At 67.1% G+C, this 19,293-nt stretch carries 15 protein-coding genes, 1 tRNA gene and 1 pseudogene; 4 read left to right on the forward strand and 13 right to left on the reverse strand.

Going from position 1 to position 19,293, the window contains the following annotated elements:
• The 3 genes from BO996_RS09825 to BO996_RS09835 form a co-directional block, all read right to left on the reverse strand.
• Complete coding sequence (locus tag BO996_RS09825) at positions 1-1,434, reverse strand: amidase (RefSeq protein WP_071954631.1); 1,434 nt, start codon at positions 1,432-1,434, stop codon at positions 1-3.
• A 123-nt stretch (positions 1,435-1,557) separates the two neighbouring features.
• Positions 1,558-2,340, reverse strand: coding sequence for a siderophore-interacting protein (locus tag BO996_RS09830; RefSeq protein WP_071954632.1), 783 nt, complete (start codon positions 2,338-2,340; stop codon positions 1,558-1,560).
• The gene (locus BO996_RS09835) at positions 2,333-3,541 is read right to left on the reverse strand and encodes an arabinose transporter (RefSeq protein ID WP_071957062.1); all 1,209 of its coding nucleotides are present in this window, start codon (positions 3,539-3,541) and stop codon (positions 2,333-2,335) included. The genes BO996_RS09830 and BO996_RS09835 overlap by 8 nt, the downstream gene beginning before the upstream one ends.
• 60 nt (positions 3,542-3,601) lie before the next feature.
• On the opposite strand from BO996_RS09835, the gene BO996_RS09840 reads away from it, so the two are divergent.
• The gene (locus tag BO996_RS09840) at positions 3,602-4,261 is read left to right on the forward strand and encodes a TetR/AcrR family transcriptional regulator (RefSeq protein WP_071954633.1); all 660 of its coding nucleotides are present in this window, start codon (positions 3,602-3,604) and stop codon (positions 4,259-4,261) included.
• Positions 4,262-4,292: 31 nt separating this feature from the next.
• On the opposite strand, the gene BO996_RS09845 is transcribed toward BO996_RS09840, so the two are convergent.
• Entirely contained in the window at positions 4,293-4,841 is a 549-nt protein-coding gene (locus tag BO996_RS09845; RefSeq protein WP_071954634.1) for a hypothetical protein, read from the reverse strand.
• Between the two features lie 158 nt (positions 4,842-4,999).
• Between BO996_RS09845 and BO996_RS09850 the strand changes: the two genes are divergently transcribed.
• Positions 5,000-5,344 carry a hypothetical protein gene (locus BO996_RS09850; protein ID WP_071954635.1) on the forward strand — a complete coding sequence of 115 codons (345 nt, stop codon included), beginning with the start codon at positions 5,000-5,002 and terminating at the stop codon, positions 5,342-5,344.
• Positions 5,345-5,365: 21 nt separating this feature from the next.
• Complete coding sequence (locus tag BO996_RS09855; protein ID WP_071954636.1) at positions 5,366-5,893, forward strand: hypothetical protein; 528 nt, start codon at positions 5,366-5,368, stop codon at positions 5,891-5,893.
• Between the two features lie 29 nt (positions 5,894-5,922).
• On the opposite strand, the gene BO996_RS09860 is transcribed toward BO996_RS09855, so the two are convergent.
• The 9 genes and pseudogenes from BO996_RS09860 to BO996_RS09900 form a co-directional block, all read right to left on the reverse strand.
• On the reverse strand, positions 5,923-7,395 hold the full coding sequence (locus tag BO996_RS09860) for a glycosyltransferase family 39 protein (RefSeq protein ID WP_071954637.1): 1,473 nt from the start codon (positions 7,393-7,395) through the stop codon (positions 5,923-5,925).
• Positions 7,396-7,762: 367 nt separating this feature from the next.
• Positions 7,763-7,850: transfer RNA gene (locus BO996_RS09865), tRNA-Ser, on the reverse strand.
• A gap of 101 nt (positions 7,851-7,951) precedes the next feature.
• Complete coding sequence (locus BO996_RS09870; protein ID WP_071954638.1) at positions 7,952-10,249, reverse strand: NADP-dependent malic enzyme; 2,298 nt, start codon at positions 10,247-10,249, stop codon at positions 7,952-7,954.
• A gap of 185 nt (positions 10,250-10,434) precedes the next feature.
• Positions 10,435-11,922, reverse strand: coding sequence for a nucleobase:cation symporter-2 family protein (locus tag BO996_RS09875; protein WP_013803717.1), 1,488 nt, complete (start codon positions 11,920-11,922; stop codon positions 10,435-10,437).
• A 402-nt stretch (positions 11,923-12,324) separates the two neighbouring features.
• Positions 12,325-13,617, reverse strand: a complete 1,293-nt coding sequence (locus BO996_RS09880; RefSeq protein WP_012204031.1) for a M20 family metallopeptidase — start codon at positions 13,615-13,617, stop codon at positions 12,325-12,327.
• A pseudogene (gene uraD / locus BO996_RS09885) lies at positions 13,614-15,388 on the reverse strand (2-oxo-4-hydroxy-4-carboxy-5-ureidoimidazoline decarboxylase). The gene BO996_RS09880 and the pseudogene uraD overlap by 4 nt, the downstream one beginning before the upstream one ends.
• Before the next feature lie 6 nt (positions 15,389-15,394).
• Positions 15,395-16,351 (reverse strand): allantoinase PuuE, encoded by a 957-nt coding sequence (gene puuE, locus BO996_RS09890; RefSeq protein WP_071954639.1) that lies wholly within the window; start codon positions 16,349-16,351, stop codon positions 15,395-15,397.
• Positions 16,348-17,025: a GntR family transcriptional regulator gene (locus BO996_RS09895; protein ID WP_012204034.1), complete on the reverse strand. Its 678-nt coding sequence runs from the start codon at positions 17,023-17,025 to the stop codon at positions 16,348-16,350. Before BO996_RS09895 ends, puuE begins: the two co-directional genes overlap by 4 nt.
• Positions 17,026-17,111: 86 nt before the next feature.
• Entirely contained in the window at positions 17,112-18,035 is a 924-nt protein-coding gene (locus BO996_RS09900) for a LysR family transcriptional regulator (protein WP_071954640.1), read from the reverse strand.
• Between the two features lie 124 nt (positions 18,036-18,159).
• Between BO996_RS09900 and BO996_RS09905 the strand changes: the two genes are divergently transcribed.
• Positions 18,160-19,266: a tartrate dehydrogenase gene (locus BO996_RS09905; RefSeq protein WP_071954641.1), complete on the forward strand. Its 1,107-nt coding sequence runs from the start codon at positions 18,160-18,162 to the stop codon at positions 19,264-19,266.
• Positions 19,267-19,293 lie beyond the last annotated feature (27 nt).

A 19,293-nucleotide genomic window follows, 5' to 3' on the forward strand; every position in this document is an offset into this window, starting at 1 on the left:
TCATGCACTCCTATCAATGGGAACGGTGGAGGGAGAAAGAACCTGTTCGACGCTCAGCGCAATGCACAGCAGCCGGTCGTCATCGCCCCGGGGGCGCATGAGCTGCAGGCCCGTGGGCAGAAACGCAGGCCTGCCGTCCAGGCCGGGAATGCGCTGCACGCCGCTGGGCAGGGCCACGGCCGGCGTGTCCAGGTAGCTGCCCGGCATGGTCAGCCGCAGCGTGGCGAGGTTGGTTTCGGCAAACAGCCTGTCGTCGTCCAGCAGCGGCAGCAGCAGGGGGGCGCTGTGGCCCGTGGTGGGCAGCACCAGGGTGGCATCGCCCAGCTCCTGCGCGAACAAGGCCATCAGTGGTGCGCGCTGGGCGATCAATGTCCGGTAGCTGTCAGGACTCAGATGCCTGGCCGCCTCCAGGCGCTGGCGCACGCGCGGGTCCATGCGTGCGGCCTGATCGGCATCGTCCAGGCGTGCGCGGTGGGTGGCAAAGGCTTCATGGGCGCCCAGCCAGCCATGGCGCCGGGTCAGCGTCCGTACGGCGCGCAGGCTGCGCAGCGTGCGGCGCTCCACGCGGGCACCCCGGGTCTCCAGCAAGGCCAGGGAGGACAGGAGGTTGTTGCGCACGGGAGCTTGCACGCGGTCGTCATCCAGCAGGCTGAGGTCCGTGCAGAACACCTGATTGCGCAGGTCCGCTGCGGGGGATGCGTTGGCATGGCCGTCGTCGGTCAGCCCGCGCAGCACGCGGTCCAGCGCCATGCAGTCGGCCACGCTCAGGGCCAGCGGCCCCAGGGTGTCCAGGGACGGCGCCAGCGCAAACACGCCCTGCAGGCAATAGCGCCCCCTGCTGGCGCGATAGCCCACCAGCCCGTTGAAGGCGGCGGGAATGCGAACGGACCCCGCCGTGTCCGTGCCCATGGCCAGCGGCCCGCAGCCCAGGGCCACGGCCAGCGCAGCGCCGCTGGACGAGCCTCCGGGCGCTCGGTCGTGGCCTCCCTCATGTGCAAACACCGGCGTGCCGAAGCAGGGATTGAGCCCCAGGCCCGAGTAGGCGAACTCACTGAGATTGGTCTTGCCCAGGCAGACCATGCCGGCCGCTGCGGCACGCGCCACCACGGCGGCGTCGGCCCGGGCTGGCGCGGCCGACTGCAGCAGGGCCGAGGCCGCCGTGGTCGGCGTGCCGCGCACGTCGAACAAGTCCTTCCAGCTGATGGGGATGCCGTCCAGCGGCCCCAGCGGCCGGCCCGCGCGCCAGCGCTCGGTGGACTGCCGGGCCTCTTCGAGCGCGCGGTCCGCCGTGATGCGCGTGAACACGGACTGGCTTGCGCAGGCCACCCGCAGGCAGTGCTCGGTGGCTTGCATGGGCGTCAGCGTGCCGGCTGCATACGCCGCATGCAGTTCGGAGGCCGAGGGAGGCGCCGTCTGGCAGCCATTGGTTTTCATTGAATTTGAATGTTGATGTCAAAGTTCATTTTTTGATTCTAGTGAGCGCCTGCATCCCGCGTCCGGGTGGTTACCCGGGGGATGTGGCGCTGTTGATGGGGGGAGAAAGCTGCGTGCGCGGCCCTAGCGACCCTGGCGATCCTTGTGGTCCGCCTCGCCGGATTTCCAGTAGCCCTTGGTGCTCAGCTGGGTGCGGGCGATGCCACGGTCCAGGAAGTGCATCTTCAACGTGCGCATGGCGCCGGACTCGCCGGCCATCCACAGATAGCCGGTGCCCAGCGGCAGCGGCCGGTACATGAGCCGCTGGCACAGCCTCTGGCCGGGCTGGCCTGGCGCAGCGGTGATCCACTCGGTGCGCCAGTTGGCGGCGCTGTCCATGGGTTGGCATTCGCCGTCGTCGACGATTTCCACATAGGCCTTGACCCGGGCGGAGGCCGGCAGACTCGCGGCGATGGACTGCATGGCCGGCAGGGCCGAGGCATCGCCTGCCAGCATCATCCAATCGGTGTCGGCTGGTGGAGCGAAGCCGCCACTGCGTGGGCCGGCAATGGCCACCTGCTCGCCCACGCGGGCCTGGGCGGCCCAGCGGGAGGCGGGGCTGTCGCCGCCAGCTGAGGTGTTGTTCTCATGCTTGGCATTGAACGCATCGCCATGCAGCACCAGGTCAATGTCCAGCGTGCCGGCCTGGCGGTCCACGCTGCGCAGCGTATAGGCCCGACCTTCGCCGGACGGCAGGAACAGCTTGACCCAGGCGGCGGGCGCATCCGCTGCGGGCGCTCGCGAGAAGGCGGCAATCTGCTCGCCGCCCAGCGTGATGCGGCGCATGCGCGGGGTGATGGACTGCACGTTCACCACGGTGCCCAGGGCGCGCTGCGTGCCGGCGGGGGTGTGAAGCGGCTCAGCCATGGGAGGCTCCCCGGGCTGCGTTCACGCGCAGCAGCAGGGCCACGGCAATGGACAGGGCCACGCTCACGGCGGCGGCGAAATACACGTCTCCGACGCCCGTGACACTGGCCAGCAGCCCGGCGGCGGGAGCCGTCAATCCCATGGACAGGTCGAAGAAGGCCACATAGGCGCCCATGGCCGCACCGCGCGCCTGGGGTGGCGCACGGCGGACGGCCTCCACGCCGAAGGCCGGGAAGGCCAGCGAATAGCCGAAGCCGGTGAGTGCGGCTCCCGCGTAGGCCCAGGCCGCATCGCCGCCGCCCCAGATCAGCAGCAGGCCCGCTGCCTCCAGCGGAATGCTGGCCAGCGCCACCCGCACGCCGCCCAGCTTGTCAGGCAGATGGCCGAAGAACAAACGCGCCCCGATGAAGGCCAGGCCGAAGGCCGTAAAGGCCAGCGAGGCCGCGCCCCACCCGCGCGACGCGAACAGCAGCGCCGCAAAAGTGGTGATCACGCCAAAGCCCGCGCTGGACAGGGCCAGCCCCAGGCCGGGCAGCCACACCGTGCCCAGCACCTTGTAGAACGGCGTGCGGCGCTGGGCCGCAGCTGGCGTGGCGCGCAGGCCCCAGACCATGGCCAGGGCGGCCAGCGGCAGCACGATGGTGGCCACGGCAATGCCCGAGAAGCCCCAGGCAGCCTGCACTGCCACGCCGGCCGGCGCGCCCGCCGCATAGGCGCCGTACATGGCAATGCCCACCCAGGCCATCACCTTGCCAGCATGTTGCGGGCCGATCATTCCCATCCCCCAGCTCAGGGCGCCTGTGATGATCAGGCTCTCGGCGCAGCCCAGCAGCACGCGGCCGGCGGCCAGCACCCAGACTCCGGCCTGTCCGCCCTCGAAGGCGCGGGACATCAGGTAGGCCACGCCCGAAGCGGCGGCCAGCAACATACCCAGCACCATGGCACGCCTGGCGCCGCGCGTGTCGGCCAGAGAGCCGGCCCAGGCCCGCGACAGCAGGGCCGCCGCGAACTGGCAGCCCATCACCGTGCCCACGCCCAGCGTGCCCAGTCCCAGGGTCTGGCTCAGGTGCAGGGGCAGCACGGGCATGGGCATGCCCAGGCAGAGAAAGCTGACGAAGACCGCCAGCGTCAGCGGCAGCAGCCGCGCAAATGCGTTCACCGGCGGCGACGCGGCCGCGGATGGCGAAATTCCGGAAGACATGTGCATTCCCTTTCAAATACGAGTAAAAACTCAGGTCACATGTCCAGGAGAATATGAGCCATGGCTCGCATTGAAAACTCGCATTCGCAGGCGGCGCAGCGGCAACCGCCCCAGCCCCGCAAGCAGCCACGGCAGGCGCGTTCCCTTGCCACGGTCGAGGCCATTCTGGAGGCCGCGGCTCGCGTTCTTGCAGAACGCGGCTACGCCGCCACCAACACCAATCTGGTGGCCGAGCGCGCAGGTGTGAGCGTGGGTTCGCTCTACCAGTACTTTCCCAACAAGGACTCGCTGATCACGGCCTTGCACGAGCGCCACGCCGCGCAGATGTACGCGGCCATTGCCGCCGTGCTTGCGGCAGAGCCGCCGCAGGGCCTGCAAGGCCATGTGCAGGCCATGGTCCGCGCGCTGCTGGCGGCGCACCGGGTCGAGCCCGATCTGCACCGGGTGCTGGAAAAGGAGTTCCCCTTCTTCGACGCGCCGCGCGAGCAAAGCGCGGCGGACGGCGGCATCTTCCGCCAGGTGCGCCAGCTCCTGGAGCTGCACCGCAGTCAGCTCGCCCACCGCGATCTGGACCTGGCCACCTGGATGCTGCTGCAGACCATGGAGTCCCTGGTGCATGCCGCCGTCATCGATCCGCCTGCCATGTTCACCCCCCAGGCCCTGGAGGATGGCATCGTGCAGGTGCTGATGGGGTATCTGCGAGCGCCTGCCCTGGGTTGAGGATGCAAGGCGCGATTTGGCCGCCAGGTCCTCAGGGCGCGAAGACCTCCGGATCGTCGTGGCGCCAGGCACCTATGCAGCCGATGAGGCACACCACAAAGCTGGTGATGGAGCCAGCTTCGCCCGCGTCCTCATACTCAGCCACGATGTTGACCTGCGGCTTGCGCCAGGCCAGCAGACGTCCGCCATGTCCCGGTCGCTCGATCCCATCATCCATTTGCGGCGGCCCAAAAACCGCCACCAGCGCTTCAGGTGCGGATCGCATGCTCAGCCCCGAAGGCAGGCTGCCCGCAAATACGGCCCGGATTCTGCTGTCTGCCCCCGGCGCAAGAAAATGCACGGAGCCAATGAGCCAGACATCGCCATCCTCCCAGTCTCTCCCCGTCCGCCTGGAAAGTGCCCGGGGACGATAGACATCGATGCGCAGCGAGGACTTGGCGGACCAGATGATGTCGTCATCAAAATGGCTCGACGGCCTGGGCATTCGCTTGACACCCAGTGGGCCAAGCAGTTGGGCCACTTTGCCGGCGTCATAGGGCTGGCCCAGCATGTCGATGAGTTCTTCGCAAGGGGATTTCATGGGCACGGTGGTGGTTCTCAACAATGGGTGCAATCACGCAATGCGGACAGGCGCGGCCCGCAAGCAGCGTATTCTTTCTGCCCATCATTTCTCGAGCAAGGCAATGTGACATGAGGCCTGGATTTTTGCGTCGCCATTACGCGGTCAGACGGCTTGGCATGCTGGCCCTGCTTGCCAGCTTTCCCATTCAATCCCTGTTCACACAGATCTGGTGCCATGCAGGTCTGACCCGTTTCTGGCTTGCCAATGCACTCGTGATGCTGGTGCCGCTGGGCATGCTGGCTTGGCCCAGTTCCTGGCCTTGCCTGGTTTCTGCGGCAACGGTGCTGATTTTCAGTCTGTGGGCCAATGCACAAGAATGCGCGCCCTATGCAGGCGGCGGTGCATCCATGGCCTATGTGGTGGTGTTTCTTTTGGGTTGGCCCATGGCCTTGATCGGTGGAATGGTCATTGGATATGTGACCGTGATTCAGCCAAGACAGCAGAAAATTGACAAGCCTTGATTTGAAACACATAGCGCGCCCATGTCCAAGAAGCCCAAGAAGACTTACAGCGAATACCTGCTCGAACAGCATCCCGAACTGCACGGGCTGTTCCCTTATTACGAATCGCTTGGTATGGCCGAGCCCGTGCTATGGGCTCTGAGCGAAAGCCGCGGAGAGCCCACCGTGGCAATGGCGGCACTGGTTCACGGGTTGTGCAGCGAGGTATCGGCTGCCGGCGACAGCCGCTGGCTGGAGCAGTTGCACCAAGGAGATCTGAACGTCAACGAAGGCCCGTTGCTCAGCGATGCGCAGCAGGCGCTGGGCCGCCTGCGCGCGTTGGGCATTGCCGACGAACTGCTGATGCCCCTGGTGCGAGCGGCACAGGTGCAGGCGGTCAACAACATCGCAGCCATGATCGACATGGGGCCGCAGATCTCCTGTCTGCCTTTGCCGCAAGGCAGGCAAGCGCACTGGCAGTTGTTCGATGTGGACGTCGAAGACGGCGAAACCCCGGGCAAGGGTTTGAGCGGCTTTGCCATCGATGTGCGGCACGTGCTGGTTCGCTAGTGCCCGGCCCGGCCCAGCCATCACCCTGTTCAGCTTTCGACGCAGTTGCCCGCATCTTCCTCCGGCGGGGTGACACGCCAGAAGAGGGATGGAAAGCCTTCGCCCACCGGCTGATGGCCGGGCGGCTGCGATGCCGCCAGCTGCAGGTGCAGCACCCCGCAGGCATCCACCATGTGCTGGGAAATCCAGGGGCTGATGTCCATGCGGCCATCGATCAGCACCAGCGGCTTTTCGCGCAGCTTCAGGGCCAGGGCCTTGGCCTCGGCCGTGGGGCCTGCGATCACGCGGATATCACCGCCCAGCGCTTCGCGCGCGGGTTCGGCAAGCGCCTGGCTCAAGGCCTTTGAATCGAAGTTTCTCCAGTGCCGGCTGTTAAGCCGCAGTTCACTGCGCGCCGAGGTCATCTGGGCCACGAGCAGCAAGGCCAGTTGAAGTGCCACGAAGCACTTGATGGCGGTGGTGATCGATATGTGCGACGCGTGCAGCCTGGCACCGGCCAGCTCCAGGGCGACGGGAATGGCCAGCAGCAGAAAGGGCGTGCCCCAGTGCAACTGCAGCGACGAGCCCGCAAAGATGCCGATGGCGCAGGTCAGCACGACAGGCGTGATGCCAAAGCACAGGATCAGCGCGCGCGATGCATCGGCTGTCCCGGGACGCTGCGGTGTGTCCTGCGGCACAAGGCGGCTGCGGCGGTGCAGGGCCATCACCAGTCCCAGCAGCACCCAGGCGAGCAATGCACGGTTGAGCAGCTGGTCGGCCAGCCAGTGCAGCGTATTGAGCAGTCTTGCGCCACCGCCCAGGCTGGCGCCCAGCGAGGATTCGGTGGCATAGCGGATGGGGCCGAAGTCGTTCAGGAAAAGCCAGTACAGGTGCGGCGAGATGATGGCCAGCGAGATGGCTGCCGCCAGCACCAGGCCGATCATGTGGACCCGCTCGCGCCAGGCGCCTGACGCCAGCCAGAACAGGAATACCGCCACGGCGGCCAGGATCATCTGGTACTTGGCCAGTGCGCCCAGCCCCAGGCAGCAGCCCAGGGCGGCCCACCAGCGCAGCTGCCTGCTGCCCACCGCACGCCACACCAGCAGGGCGCTGGCCGCAAAGAAAGGCATCAGCACGACTTCATGGTTGAAGAAGTGCATCCGCTCGTTGTAGTAGGTGATGCACATGGCCGCCAACAGGGCCAGCATGGCGTAGCGGCTGCCGCGCAAGTCATTCAGCAGCTTCCAGAAAAGGAACAGGCCCGCCAGCGTGAAAAGCGCGCCCGTGGCGTAGCTGGTGCGCGCAGACAGGCCGAACAAATGGACCGGCACCGAAAGCAGCCAGGTCGGCAGGGGCGGGTGCTTGTAGTAGCCCCACTCCAGGCTGTGCACCCAGGTCAGCTGTTCGAGGTTGTCCTTGGGTGCCGTGAGGCTGGAGCTGTCGATCTGCAGCAGCCAGACCACCGAAAAGAGAAAGAGGCCGATGAGGACCTTGATGTCCAGGGAAAGCGACGGTGCGGGCATGGCCAGCGGAGCGCTTCGCGTGATCGCGCTCGCTGCTTGTGAGGGGACGGGATGGGTCATAGGAAATGCCAGCGGCGATGACAAGTGCGCTGGCACAGGGGAAATTCCCAGGAAGGCGGTCGAACGGGAGCTTCAGCGTTGGCTACGGACTCTTGGCTTACGCGAGCGCTAGAAGCTCGGCAGCTTATGTCTGCTTGGTTAATCCAATGTAAAGACTGTGTGAAGAATGTGTGGAGACCGTTGACTGCGGGCTCACGGCGGGCTGCGTGGCTGCAGCCGGGGGCGGGGCGCTGGTTGAACCTGCCTGGTGCGCGATGGACAAGAAAAAAGCGCCTGGGCAGGCGCTTTGTTTCTGATCATCTGAATCTGGCGGAGACTGTGAGATTCGAACTCACGGACGGTTGCCCGTCGGCAGTTTTCAAGACTGCTGGTTTAAACCGCTCACCCAAGTCTCCGAAGCTGCGTATTCTAGCCGGGCTTAGGCCGCTCCTGCCGGGGCAGGGGGCGTAAAAAAGGCGCCCCTGTGAAGGGGCGCCTTTTTTGGGTGCGGCGCGGATCAGCCGCGGGCAGCGATGGCCTGGGCTGCGGCCAGGGCCGTCATGTTGACCACGCGGCGCACGGTGGCGGAGGGGGTCAGCACATGGGCTGCTGCAGCGCCGCCCAGCAGGATGGGGCCGATGGTCGTGCCGTGGCCGCCCGTGGTCTTGAGCACGTTGAACAGGATGTTCGCGGCGTCGAGGTTGGGGCAGATCAGCACGTTGGCCTCGCCGTGCAGCGAGGACTCGAGCAGGGCGCGGTCGCGGATGGCTTCGGACAGGGCGGAGTCGCCGTGCATTTCGCCATCGCATTCCACGTCGGGGTTGGCGGCGGCGAACAGGTCGCGCGCGGCGCGCATCTTCAGCGCCGAGGGGCGGCTGGACGAGCCGTAGTTGCTGTGCGACAGGAAGGCCACCTTGGGCGGCAGGCCGAAGCGGGCCACTTCCTCGGCCGCCAGGCGGGCGATGTCGGCCAGCTCGGTGGCGTTGGGCGCCTCGTTGATGTAGGTGTCGGCGATGAACAGCGTGCCGCTGTCCAGCATCACGGCGTTGACGGTGGCGAATTCGCCAGCGCCTTGCTTGAGGCCGAGCACGTCGCGCACATGGGCCAGGTGGCTGTCGAACTTGCCGACCAGGCCGCAGAGCATGGCGTCGGCATCGCCCAGGTGGACCATGAGCGCGGCGATCAGCGTGTTGGAGCGGCGCACGGCGGCCTTGGCGGTCTCGGGCGTGACGCCGTTGCGGCCCATCAGGCGGTGGTAGGTTTCCCAGTACTGGCGGAAGCGCGGATCGTCCTCGGGGTTGCAGATCTCCACGTCCTTGCCCAGCACCAGGCGCAGGCCGGCCTTGGCGATGCGGGCCTCGATCACGGCGGGGCGGCCGATCAGGATGGGCTTGGCCAGGCCGTCATCGACGGCGACCTGGGCGGCGCGCAGCACGCGCTCGTCTTCGCCTTCGGCATAGGCCACGCGCTGCTGGTTGGCCTTGGCAGCGGCGAACACCGGACGCATGAACATGCTGGTCTGGTAGACGAAGCGGGTCAGGCTCTCGCGGTAGGCGTCGTAGTCGGCGATGGGGCGGGTGGCGACGCCGGACTCTTCGGCAGCCTTGGCCACGGCCGGCGCGATGCGCAGGATCAGGCGGGTGTCGAAGGGCGTGGGGATCAGGTAGTCGGGGCCGAACTTCAGCTCCTTGCCCTGGTAGGCGGCGGCGACTTCATCGCTGACGTCCTGCTTGGCCAGTGCGGCGATTTCGCGCACGCAGGCCAGCTTCATGGCTTCGGTGATCTTGGTGGCGCCGCAGTCCAGCGCGCCACGGAAGATGTAGGGGAAGCACAGGACGTTGTTGACCTGGTTGGGGTAGTCCGAGCGGCCCGTGGCCATGATGCAGTCCGGGCGCACGGCCTTGGCCAGCTCGGGGCGGATCTCGGGTTCGGGGTTGGCCAGGGCCAGGATGATGGGCTTGTCGGCCATGGTCTTGACCATGTCGGCAGTGAGCACGCCGGGAGCCGAGCAGCCCAGGAAGACGTCGGCGTCCTTGACGGCATCGGCCAGGGTGCGGGCGTCCGTCTTTTGCGCGTACTGGGCCTTGGAGGCGTCCAGGCCACCGGGGCGGCCTTCGTAGATCACGCCCTTGGAGTCGCACATGAAGACGTTTTCGCGCTTGACGCCCAGGCCCACCATCACGTTCACGCAGGCGATGGCAGCAGCGCCGGCACCGGAGACGGCGATCTTGACGTTGCCGATCTGCTTGTCCACCAGCTCCAGCCCGTTGAGCAGGGCGGCGCTGGAGATGATGGCCGTGCCGTGCTGGTCGTCATGGAACACGGGGATGTTCATGCGCTTGGACAGCTCCTGCTCGATGTAGAAGCACTCGGGCGCCTTGATGTCCTCGAGGTTGATGCCGCCCAGCGTGGGTTCGAGCGAGGCGATGATGTCGATCAGCTTGTCCGGATCGCGCTCGGCCAGTTCGATGTCGAACACGTCGACGCCGGCGAACTTCTTGAACAGGCAGCCCTTGCCTTCCATCACCGGCTTGCCGGCCAGCGGGCCGATGTCACCCAGGCCCAGCACGGCCGTGCCGTTGGTGATGACGCCGACCAGGTTGCCGCGCGCCGTGTATTCGGCGGCCAGCGAGGGGTCGGCCTGGATGTCCAGGCAGGGGTAGGCCACGCCGGGCGAATAGGCCAGCGACAGGTCGCGCTGGTTGGACAAGGGCTTGGTGGGCGTGACGGAGATCTTGCCCTTGTTGGGGCTGCGATGGTATTCGCGGGCTGCGTCGCGCAGGGCTTGTTCGGCGTTGGACAGGTTTTGGGTCATACAGGAATTCTCTGCAAATGCTCTCGGAGCTTACCGGATAGCTACAGCCTATGAGGGTCAGGACAGTTTTGCCTCAGGGATTTCGACAACAAGCCCCCTGGCGCCTATGGACGGCAGGGGGCGCACAGCCCGGCGGGTAGGCCGGGCGATTGTTGGGCGTGCCCGCCAGGGCGGGCACTGTTTCATCAGTGGGCGTCTGCCTGGCGTGCGGCCCGGACGGCAGCAGAGGTATCGCTGCTGGCTCCGTTGAAGAAAATGTTCAATGCCACCGCGGTAATCGAGGCCAGCAGGATACCGGATTCGATCAACGGATGAATGCCGTGGGGCATCCATTGGCGGAAATTCGGCGCCACCAGCGGAATCATGCCCACGCCGATGGACACGGCGACGATCATGGCGTTGTTGCGGTTGGTCTGGAAATCCACGTTGCTCAGGATGCGGATGCCGGTGGAGGCCACCATGCCGAACATCACCAGGCCCGCGCCGCCCAGCACCACGGTGGGCAGGGACTCGACCAGGGCGCCCATCTTGGGCAGCACGCCCAGCACGATCAGGATCACGCCGCCAGCCACGCAGACCCAGCGGCTCTTGACGCCGGTGACGGCGACCAGGCCCACGTTCTGCGAGAAGCTGGTGTAGGGGAAGGTGTTGAAGATGCCGCCGATCAGCGTGCCCAGTCCGTCGGTGCGCAGGCCGCGTGTCAGCTCGTCCTGGCTGATCTTGCGATCGGTCATGTCGCCCAGGGCCAGGAACATGCCGGTGGACTCGATCATCACCACCACCATCACCAGACTCATGGTGAGGATGAGGATGGGGTCGAACACCGGCGTGGCGATCTCGAAGGGCAGCACCATCGTGAACCATTCGGCCTTGGCGACCTTGCTGAAGTCCATCAGGCCCATGGCCACGGACAGCACGCCGCCGATCAGGATGCCCATGAGCACCGAGACGTTGGCCAGGAAGCCCTTGGCAAAGCGCGCGATCAGCAGGATGGACAGCAGCACGATGGCCGAGATGCCTACGCCGGTCAGGTCGCCGTACTTGGGATTGGGAATGGTGGGCACGACCGCGAAGCCCTTGGGCACGGGCGGCAGCGAGGAGCCCGGCGCGCCGGCCGTGGCCTGGGCGTCGGCCAGCCATTTCAGGTGCTCGGGGTTGGGTACGCTGGGCGCGGTGGGGCCGACGGGGTTGCCGAAGATCCAGTTCACGCCCACGCGCATCAGGCTGATGCCGATGACGGCAATGATGGTGCCGGTCACCACGGGCGGGAAAAAGCGCAGCATGCGGCTGATCAGCGGGGCGATGAGGATGGACACGATCCCCGCCCCGATCACCGAGCCGAAGATCAGCCCCGCTCCCGCCGATCCGCCCGTGCTCTGCGCCATGGACACCATGGGCGCCACGCTGGCGAAGGTCACGCCCATCATCACGGGCAGCTTGATGCCGAACCACTGGGTCGCGCCCATGGCCTGGATCAGCGTGATCAGGCCGCAGCAAAACAGGTCGGCCGAGATCAGGTGGGCCACCTGCTCGGGCGGCAGGTTGAGTGCGCGGCCGACGATCAGGGGCACGGCCACGGCGCCCGCATACATCACGAGAACGTGCTGCAGGCCCAGCGCCGTGAGCTTGCCTGCGGGCAGCATCTCATCGACGGGATGAACGGAAGATTGCATGGGGATTTGTCTCCTCGGGATTTATGGGAACGGACGCCGGCGTGGCAGGGTTCGGCGCCAACATCCATACAAAAAGTGTATACAGATCATGGGAAATTTCTGCTCCCGGTAAACCCTGTTGCGGCAGTCGCGCCAACCCGTTTTTGTGCGCAGCGCCTGCCAGGGCGGGAGTGCCATGGTGCATTGCAAGATGGATGCCAGCCGCCTGGCAAGCACTAGGCACCGTGCTGGTGCCTGGCGGCCGCTACCGTGCGGCTTGGCGCGGCTTGGCGCGACTTGGGCGCGGCTCTGGCGCACGGCATGGGCTGCGGTGGTGCATGCGCCCCGATGCTGTGCCCGGGCGCAAAAAAGCCCGGCGGCGCCGGGCTTGGGTGTCAGGCCTTGATGCGGGCCGTCAGGCGGTCAGGCCGTGAGGTCGCACAGCATGCGCGCAATGACCTTGGTGGCACGGCGCAGGTCCTCCAGCACCAGGCGCTCGTCGGCGCGCTTGGCATGGGACTCCAGCACGGTGCGCGGGCCGGCGCCGTAGATCACGCCGGGAATGCCGCGCTCCACGTACAGGCGCACGTCGGTGTACAGCGGCGTGCCCACGGCCGGGGGCTTTTCGCCGAACACGGCTTCGCCATGGGCCTGGATGGCGTCCACCAGGGGCTTGTTGCCCGCCAGCGGCGTCATGGCATTGGCCAGCAGCAGGCGCTTGATGTCCACGCGCACGGCATCCTCGCCCGTGTAGCCGCCCTTGGCGTTGAAGTCGGCAATGGCCTGGGCGATGACGGCGCGGATGCTGGCCTCGACCTCGGCCGGGTTTTCCTCGGGGATCATGCGGCGGTCGATCTTGAGCACGACCTTGCCGGGCACCACGTTGGTGTTGGTGCCGCCTTCGATGCGGCCGATGTTCAGGTAGGGGTGCTTGATGCCCGGCACCTTGGAGGTCACCTGCTGGTACTTGGTGTTCTCGGCGTACAGCGCGTTCATCAGCACCACGGCTGCCTGCAGCGCGTCCACGCCGGTGTGGGGCACGGCGGCGTGGGCCATCTTGCCCTGCACGGTCACTTCCATCTGCAGGCAGCCGTTGTGGGCGGTGACGACTTCGTAGCTGAAGCCGGCCGCGACCATCAGGTCGGGTTGGGTGAGGTTGTTGGCCAGCAGCCAGCCGGGGCCCAGGATGCCGCCGAATTCCTCGTCATAGGTGAAGTGCAGTTCCACCGCGCCCTTGGAGGGCCGGGCCACGGCTTCGAGCGCACGCACGGCGTAGGTGAAGGTGGCGAAGTCGCTCTTGCTCACGGCGGCGGCGCGGCCGTAGAGCTTGCCGTCCTCGATGGCGGCGCCATAGGGGTCCTGGGTCCAGCCCTCACCGGGCGGCACCACGTCGCCGTGGGCGTTCAGCGCAATGGTCAGGCCGCCGCCGGCGTCACCTGCGCTGCCGTAGGGGCGGCGCACGATCAGGTTGGTGATGGACTCCATGCCGTAGGCCTTGACGTCGGCCTCGGGCACGGTGTGCTTCTCGGCCTCGTAGCCCAGGGTCTTGAGCAGCTCGGCCGTGCGCTCGGCGTGGGGGGCGTTGTTGCCCGGCGGGGTGTCGGTCGGAACCTGGACCAGGGCCTGCAGGAATTGCACCTCTTCATCGAAATGCTGGTCGATCCAGGCGTCCAGGGCGGCGTAGGTGGCTTGCTTGTCTTGGTTCATGTCGGTCATTGCTGCTCTTGGGCCAGCTGGTTCAGTACGTGGGAGAAGGCATCGACGGACAGTTGCATGTCGTCGGCGGTGGAGCTTTCCAGCGGGTTGTGGCTGATGCCGGCGTTCAGGCCGCGCACGAACAGCATGGCCTGGGGCATGATTTCGTGCAGCTTCATGGCGTCGTGGCCGGCGCCGCTGGGCATGCGGTACAGGGGCACGCCCAGGGCGTCCACGGCGGCTTCCCAGCGCTGCTGCCATTCGGGGCGCTGGGGGCGGCGGCGGCCTTCATGGCCAGCTCGGTGCTGTAGCGCAGGCCACGGCGCTGGGCGATGGCCTCGATCTCGGCCAGGATGTCGGCCACCATGGCGTCGCGCTGCTCGTTGGTGGGCGCGCGCAGGTCCAGGCTGAACTGGCAGCGGCCGGGGACCACGTTGACCGAGCCGCTGGGCACATTGAGCTGGCCCATGGTGGCCACCGAGGTGCCGTCGCGCGCGGCGCGCTTTTCGATATACAGCGCCAGCTCGGCCACGCCGCAGGCGGCATCGCGGCGGCGGTCCATGGGCGTGGTGCCGGCGTGGCTGGCCATGCCGATCATCTCGCAGATGTAGCGCGCGCTGCCGTTGATGGAGGTGACGATGCCCAGCGGGATGTCCAGCTCGTTGAGCACCGGGCCCTGTTCGATGTGCACTTCGATGAAGCCCAGGTAGCGGGCCGTATCGCGCTGCAGCTTCGGGATGTCGTCAATGCACAGGCCGGCGTGCTGCATGGCCTCGCGCAGGGTGATGCCGTCGGCATCCTTTTGCTCCAGCCATTCCTGCTTGAAGTCGCCTATCAGTGCGCCCGAGCCCAGGAAGGTGGCCTTGTAGCGCTGGCCTTCCTCTTCCGCAAAACCCACGACCTCGATGTGGAACGGCAGGCGCTTGCCCTGGCGGTGCAGCTCGCGCACGCAGGCCATGGGCACGAAGATGCCCAGGCGGCCGTCGTACTTGCCGCCGTTGCGCACGGTGTCGTAGTGGCTGCCGGTCAGCAGGGTCTTGGCGTCCTCGGTGGCCGCCTTGTAGCGGCCCACGACGTTGCCCACGGCGTCGATCTCGACCTCGTCGAAGCCGCAGTCGCGCATCCAGTGGCTGATGCGCTGGGCGCAGGCGCGGTGGGCATCGGTCAGGTAGGTGACGGTGAGCTGGCCCTTTTCGGCATAGCCGGGGTCGCTGTGCTGGGCCAGCTTTTCCTGCCAGTCCCAGACATCGTTGCCCAGCTCGGGCGTGTAGCCGAACTTGTCGTTCAGGCGGATCTCGGCAATGCGGTGGATGTTGCGCAGCGCCTCGCCCAGCTCGAAGTCGGGGTGGTTGTGCAGGCGGCGCTCGAAGGTCTCGATGATCTCGGCCTTGGCCAGACCCGCGCCGCGCGGACCGCGCACGGCCAGGATGAAGGGAAAGCCGAAGCGCTTGCCGTACTCGGCATTGAGCTTGCGGATGTGCTCCAGCTCCTCGGGCGTGCAGCGGGTCAGGCCCGCCTTGTTCTGCTCATTGGTGGATTCGGCCGTGAGCGTGTTGGTCTCCATGGCCTTGCCGGCCAGCTCCGGGTGGGCGCGGATCAGGTCGAGCTTGGCCTGCACCGGCGCCTTGTCCAGCACCTGGGCCATGGCGTACTTGATCTGTGCCAGCGAGCGGAAGGGGCGCTGGGCCAGTGCGGCCTCGGCAATCCAGGGCGAGTGTTCGTAGAGGCCGTCGAGCAGACTGGCGACGGTGGCCAGGTCGGCGGCGTTGAGTTGTTCCAGCGTCAGAGCCATGCTGCGTTATTCCTTGTCGGGATGGTGGTGCGCCCAGTGGCGCGCGAGGTCGATGCGGCGGCAGACCCAGACCTTGTCGTGCCGCTGAATGTGGTCCAGAAAGCGCTGCAGTGCCGTGATGCGGCCGGGGCGGCCCAGCAGGCGGCAGTGCATGCCAATGCTCATCATCTTGGGGGAGTCATCGCCGGCCGGATCGCCCTCGGCGTATAGGGCGTCGAACGTGTCCTTCAGGTATTGGAAGAACGGGTCGGCGTGCGAGTAGCCCTGGGGCAGGGCGAAGCGCATGTCGTTGCAGTCCAGCGTGTAGGGCACGATGAGCTGGCTGCGGGTGCTGCCGTCGCTCTTGCCGACCTTCATCCAGAAGGGCAGGTCGTCGCCGTAGTAGTCGCTGTCGTAGGCGAAGCGGCCGTCGTCAGCCACCAGGCGGTGGGTGTTGGGGCTGTCGCGGCCCGTGTACCAGCCCAGGCCGTGGTCGCCATCGTGGCCGTACAGCTCGCCGAAGATCTCCATGCACTGCTGCATGTGGGCGCGCTCGACCTCGGCGGGAATGTTCTGATAGTGGATCCACTTGAGGCCGTGGCAGGCCACTTCATGGCCCAGCTCGTCGAAGGCCTGGGCCAGCTCGCGGTGCTTTTGCAGGGCCGTGGCCACGCCGAACACGGTCAGCGGCAGCCCGCGCTTCTCGAACTCGCGCAGGATGCGCCAGACGCCTGCGCGCGAGCCGTATTCATAGATGCCTTCCATGCTCATGTGGCGCTCGGGGTAGGCGGCCGGATTGAACATTTCGGACAGGAACTGCTCGCTGGCGGCGTCGCCGTGCAGCACGCAGTTCTCGCCGCCCTCTTCATAGTTGAGGACGAACTGCACGGCCACGCGGGCCTGGCCTGGCCAGCGGGCGTGCGGGGGCGTGCGACCGTAGCCGATCAGGTCGCGAGGATAGGGGGCAGTGGCGTCGTAGGTCATGCGGATACGGAGGAAAGGGCCATCGAAAGATCGCTGGTCGGCATGTCGCGGTCGAAGGTCAGGCCGGCTTCCACGTGGTCCAGGTGCTGCTGCATGAGTTGCACGGCGTGGTCGGCGTCGCCGCCGGCCAGGGCCGTGACGATTTCGGCATGCTCGTCATGGGAATGCTCGGCGGCCGTGCTGGACTGGTACATCAGCGTGATCAGCGCGCAGCGCGAGATCAGCTCGCCCAGCAGCTGGGCCAGCACCTCGTTGCCCATGAGTTCGGCCATGCGCACGTGGAAGTCGCCCAGCAGCTCGGTACGCTGGCCGACGTCGTTGCCGTCCATGGCCTTTTTCTCGGCCGCCACGTGCTGCCGCAGCGCGCGGATCTTGGCCGGCGTGCTCTGGGCGATGAAGGCGCGCACCATCTCGGCTTCGAGCATGCGGCGCACGGCGAAGACCTGGCGCGCCTCGTCCACCGAGGGCGTGGCCACGAAGGCCCCGCGCGCGGGTTCGAGCCGGATCAGGCGGTTTTGCGACAGCTGGAACAGCGCCTGGCGCACCAAGGTGCGCGAGACGCCGAAATGGTCTGCCAATTTCTGCTCGGCCAGCTTGGTGCCGGGCAGAAGACGGTGTTCGACGATGGCCCGGGTCAGGCTCTCGACAATGAAACTGGTGGTGGAAGTCTCCATTCAGCCATCATAGCGGCTGGTCACAAGAGTTGTATACAGTTTCTGTCTACTGCTTATTGGCGTTTCCCCGCATACGGCATCCCTTTTCAGAAACCGGGCGCGGCCGTATCGAAGTGCCGTGCCAGGTGCTCGACAAAGCGCTGCACGCGCTGGGTTGCCGCATGCCGCTGCGGATAGACCACATGGATGTCGGCCGGCGCCGTGGCATGGTCGGCCAGCACCTGCACCAGGCGGCCGCTGCGCAGGTAGCGGGCGACATCCCATTCGGCGCGCATGACGATGCCCAGGCCGGCCAGGGCCCAGCCCACGGCGATCTCGCCATCGTTGGTGCTCAGGCTGTCGCGCAGGCGGATGGCCTCGGTCTTGCGGCCGGGGCCGTTGTGGGTGAAGCGCCAGACGCCGTGGGTGTCGTCGCCCTGGCGGATGTCGATGCAGTCGTGCTGCATCAGCTCGCGCGGGGTGGCCGGCGTGCCGCGCCGTGCCAGGTAGACGGCAGACGCGCACAGCAGCCGCCGGTTGGGCGCCAGGCGCCGCGCGATGACGCGCGCGTCCGGCGGCTCGCCAAAGCGTATGCACAGGTCGAAGCTGTCATCGACCAACGGCGGCGGCGAGGCCGACAGCTGCAGCTGCACCTGGATCTGCGGGTGCCTGCGCACGAAGCTGGCGATCAGCGGCGCGATATGGCTGCGCCCGAATCCCAGCGTGGCATTGATGCGCAGCAGGCCCTGCGGCTGCCCGGGCATGCCGGCCACGGCCTGCTCCATGGCGGCAATGTCGTCCAGGATGCGCCGCGCATGGGCCAGGTAGGTCTGGCCCTCATCGGTCAGGCCCAGGCGCCGCGTCGTGCGGCTGACCAGTTGCACGCCCAGCCGCGCCTCCATCTGGGACAGGCGCTTGCTGGCCGCCGGCGTGGTGATGCCCAGCTCGCGGGCCGTGGCCGACAGGCTGGCGCTGCGGGCCAGCAGGCAGAAGAAGGCCATCTCCGATGGCGCTGAGACGGGTGTGCTCATTGTTGAATCAAAGTGAACGATGCCATCACTCTAGAGGCGCGCGCGGCGTTGTTCCATCGATAGATTCACGGACAAGGCCATGGAACCGCATGGCACTTCATCCACCGCAATCCAAGGAGCCCTCATGACAAAGACATACCGCATCGCCTGCATTCCCGGCGATGGCATCGGCAAGGAAGTGGTGCCCGCAGGGCAGGAGGTGCTGCAGGCGCTGGCCGAAACCCAGCCCGGCCTGGGCTTTGCCTTCACCAGTTTCGGCTGGGGCGGCGACTGGTACCGCGCGCACGGCGAGATGATGCCGGCCGACGGGCTGGACGCGCTGCGCGGCCAGGACGCCATCCTGTTCGGCTCGGCCGGCGACCCGCACATTCCCGACCATGTCACGCTGTGGGGCCTGCGCCTGAAGATCTGCCAGGGGTTCGATCAGTACGCCAATGTGCGGCCCACGCGCATCCTGCCCGGCATCGATGCGCCGCTCAAGCGCTGCGCGCGAGAGGACCTGGACTGGGTCATCGTGCGCGAGAACTCCGAAGGCGAATACGCGGGCGTGGGCGGCCGCGCCCACCAGGGCCATCCCATCGAGGTGGCCACCGACGTGAGCATGATGACCCGTGCGGGCGTGGAGCGCATCATGCGCTTCGCCTTCCGCCTGGCGCAGTCGCGGCCGCGCAAGCTGCTGACGGTGATCACCAAGTCCAACGCCCAGCGCCACGCCATGGTGATGTGGGACGAGATCGCGGTGCAGGTGGCCGCCGAGTTCCCCGACGTGCGCTGGGACAAGGAGCTGGTGGACGCGGCCACGGCGCGCATGGTCAACCGCCCGGCCTCGCTGGACACCCTGGTCGCCACCAACCTGCATGCCGACATCCTCAGCGACCTGGCGGCCGCGCTGGCCGGCAGCCTGGGCATTGCGCCCACGGGCAACATCGATCCGGAGCGCCGCTACCCCAGCATGTTCGAGCCCATCCACGGATCGGCCTTCGACATCATGGGCCAGGGCCTGGCCAACCCCGTGGGTACCTTCTGGAGCTGCGTGATGCTGCTGGAGCACCTGGGCGAGCACCGTGCCGCGCAGCGCCTGATGCAGGCCGTGGAGCAGGTGACGGCCGATGCCGCGCTGCACACGCGCGACCTGGGCGGCAAGGCCACCACGCGCCAGGTCACCGACGCGGTCTGCACTCGGCTGCGCGCGCAGACCGCCGAGGCCCAGGCCGAGCCCGTGCCTGCCTGAGCGCGCGCTGCATGGTCCGATAACCCA

Origin of the sequence: Delftia sp. HK171 (assembly GCF_001886655.1) — a bacterium.
In the GTDB taxonomy this organism is placed as follows: Bacteria; Pseudomonadota; Gammaproteobacteria; order Burkholderiales; family Burkholderiaceae_C; genus Comamonas; species Comamonas acidovorans.

Bases quoted from the DNA above. Each gene is read 5' to 3' on its own strand.
- BO996_RS09825 (WP_071954631.1), bottom strand. From the start codon at position 1,434: ATGAAAACCAATGGCTGCCAGACGGCGCCTCCCTCGGCCTCCGAACTG.
- BO996_RS09850 (WP_071954635.1), top strand. From the start codon at position 5,000: ATGCTGGCCCTGCTTGCCAGCTTTCCCATTCAATCCCTGTTCACACAG.
- BO996_RS09860 (WP_071954637.1), bottom strand. From the start codon at position 7,395: ATGCCCGCACCGTCGCTTTCCCTGGACATCAAGGTCCTCATCGGCCTC.
- BO996_RS09845 (WP_071954634.1), bottom strand. From the start codon at position 4,841: ATGAAATCCCCTTGCGAAGAACTCATCGACATGCTGGGCCAGCCCTAT.
- puuE (WP_071954639.1), bottom strand. From the start codon at position 16,351: ATGACCTACGACGCCACTGCCCCCTATCCTCGCGACCTGATCGGCTAC.
- BO996_RS09905 (WP_071954641.1), top strand. From the start codon at position 18,160: ATGACAAAGACATACCGCATCGCCTGCATTCCCGGCGATGGCATCGGC.
- BO996_RS09830 (WP_071954632.1), bottom strand. From the start codon at position 2,340: ATGGCTGAGCCGCTTCACACCCCCGCCGGCACGCAGCGCGCCCTGGGC.
- BO996_RS09855 (WP_071954636.1), top strand. From the start codon at position 5,366: ATGTCCAAGAAGCCCAAGAAGACTTACAGCGAATACCTGCTCGAACAG.
- BO996_RS09840 (WP_071954633.1), top strand. From the start codon at position 3,602: ATGGCTCGCATTGAAAACTCGCATTCGCAGGCGGCGCAGCGGCAACCG.
- BO996_RS09900 (WP_071954640.1), bottom strand. From the start codon at position 18,035: ATGAGCACACCCGTCTCAGCGCCATCGGAGATGGCCTTCTTCTGCCTG.
- BO996_RS09835 (WP_071957062.1), bottom strand. From the start codon at position 3,541: ATGTCTTCCGGAATTTCGCCATCCGCGGCCGCGTCGCCGCCGGTGAAC.
- BO996_RS09880 (WP_012204031.1), bottom strand. From the start codon at position 13,617: ATGACCGACATGAACCAAGACAAGCAAGCCACCTACGCCGCCCTGGAC.
- BO996_RS09875 (WP_013803717.1), bottom strand. From the start codon at position 11,922: ATGCAATCTTCCGTTCATCCCGTCGATGAGATGCTGCCCGCAGGCAAG.
- BO996_RS09895 (WP_012204034.1), bottom strand. From the start codon at position 17,025: ATGGAGACTTCCACCACCAGTTTCATTGTCGAGAGCCTGACCCGGGCC.
- BO996_RS09870 (WP_071954638.1), bottom strand. From the start codon at position 10,249: ATGACCCAAAACCTGTCCAACGCCGAACAAGCCCTGCGCGACGCAGCC.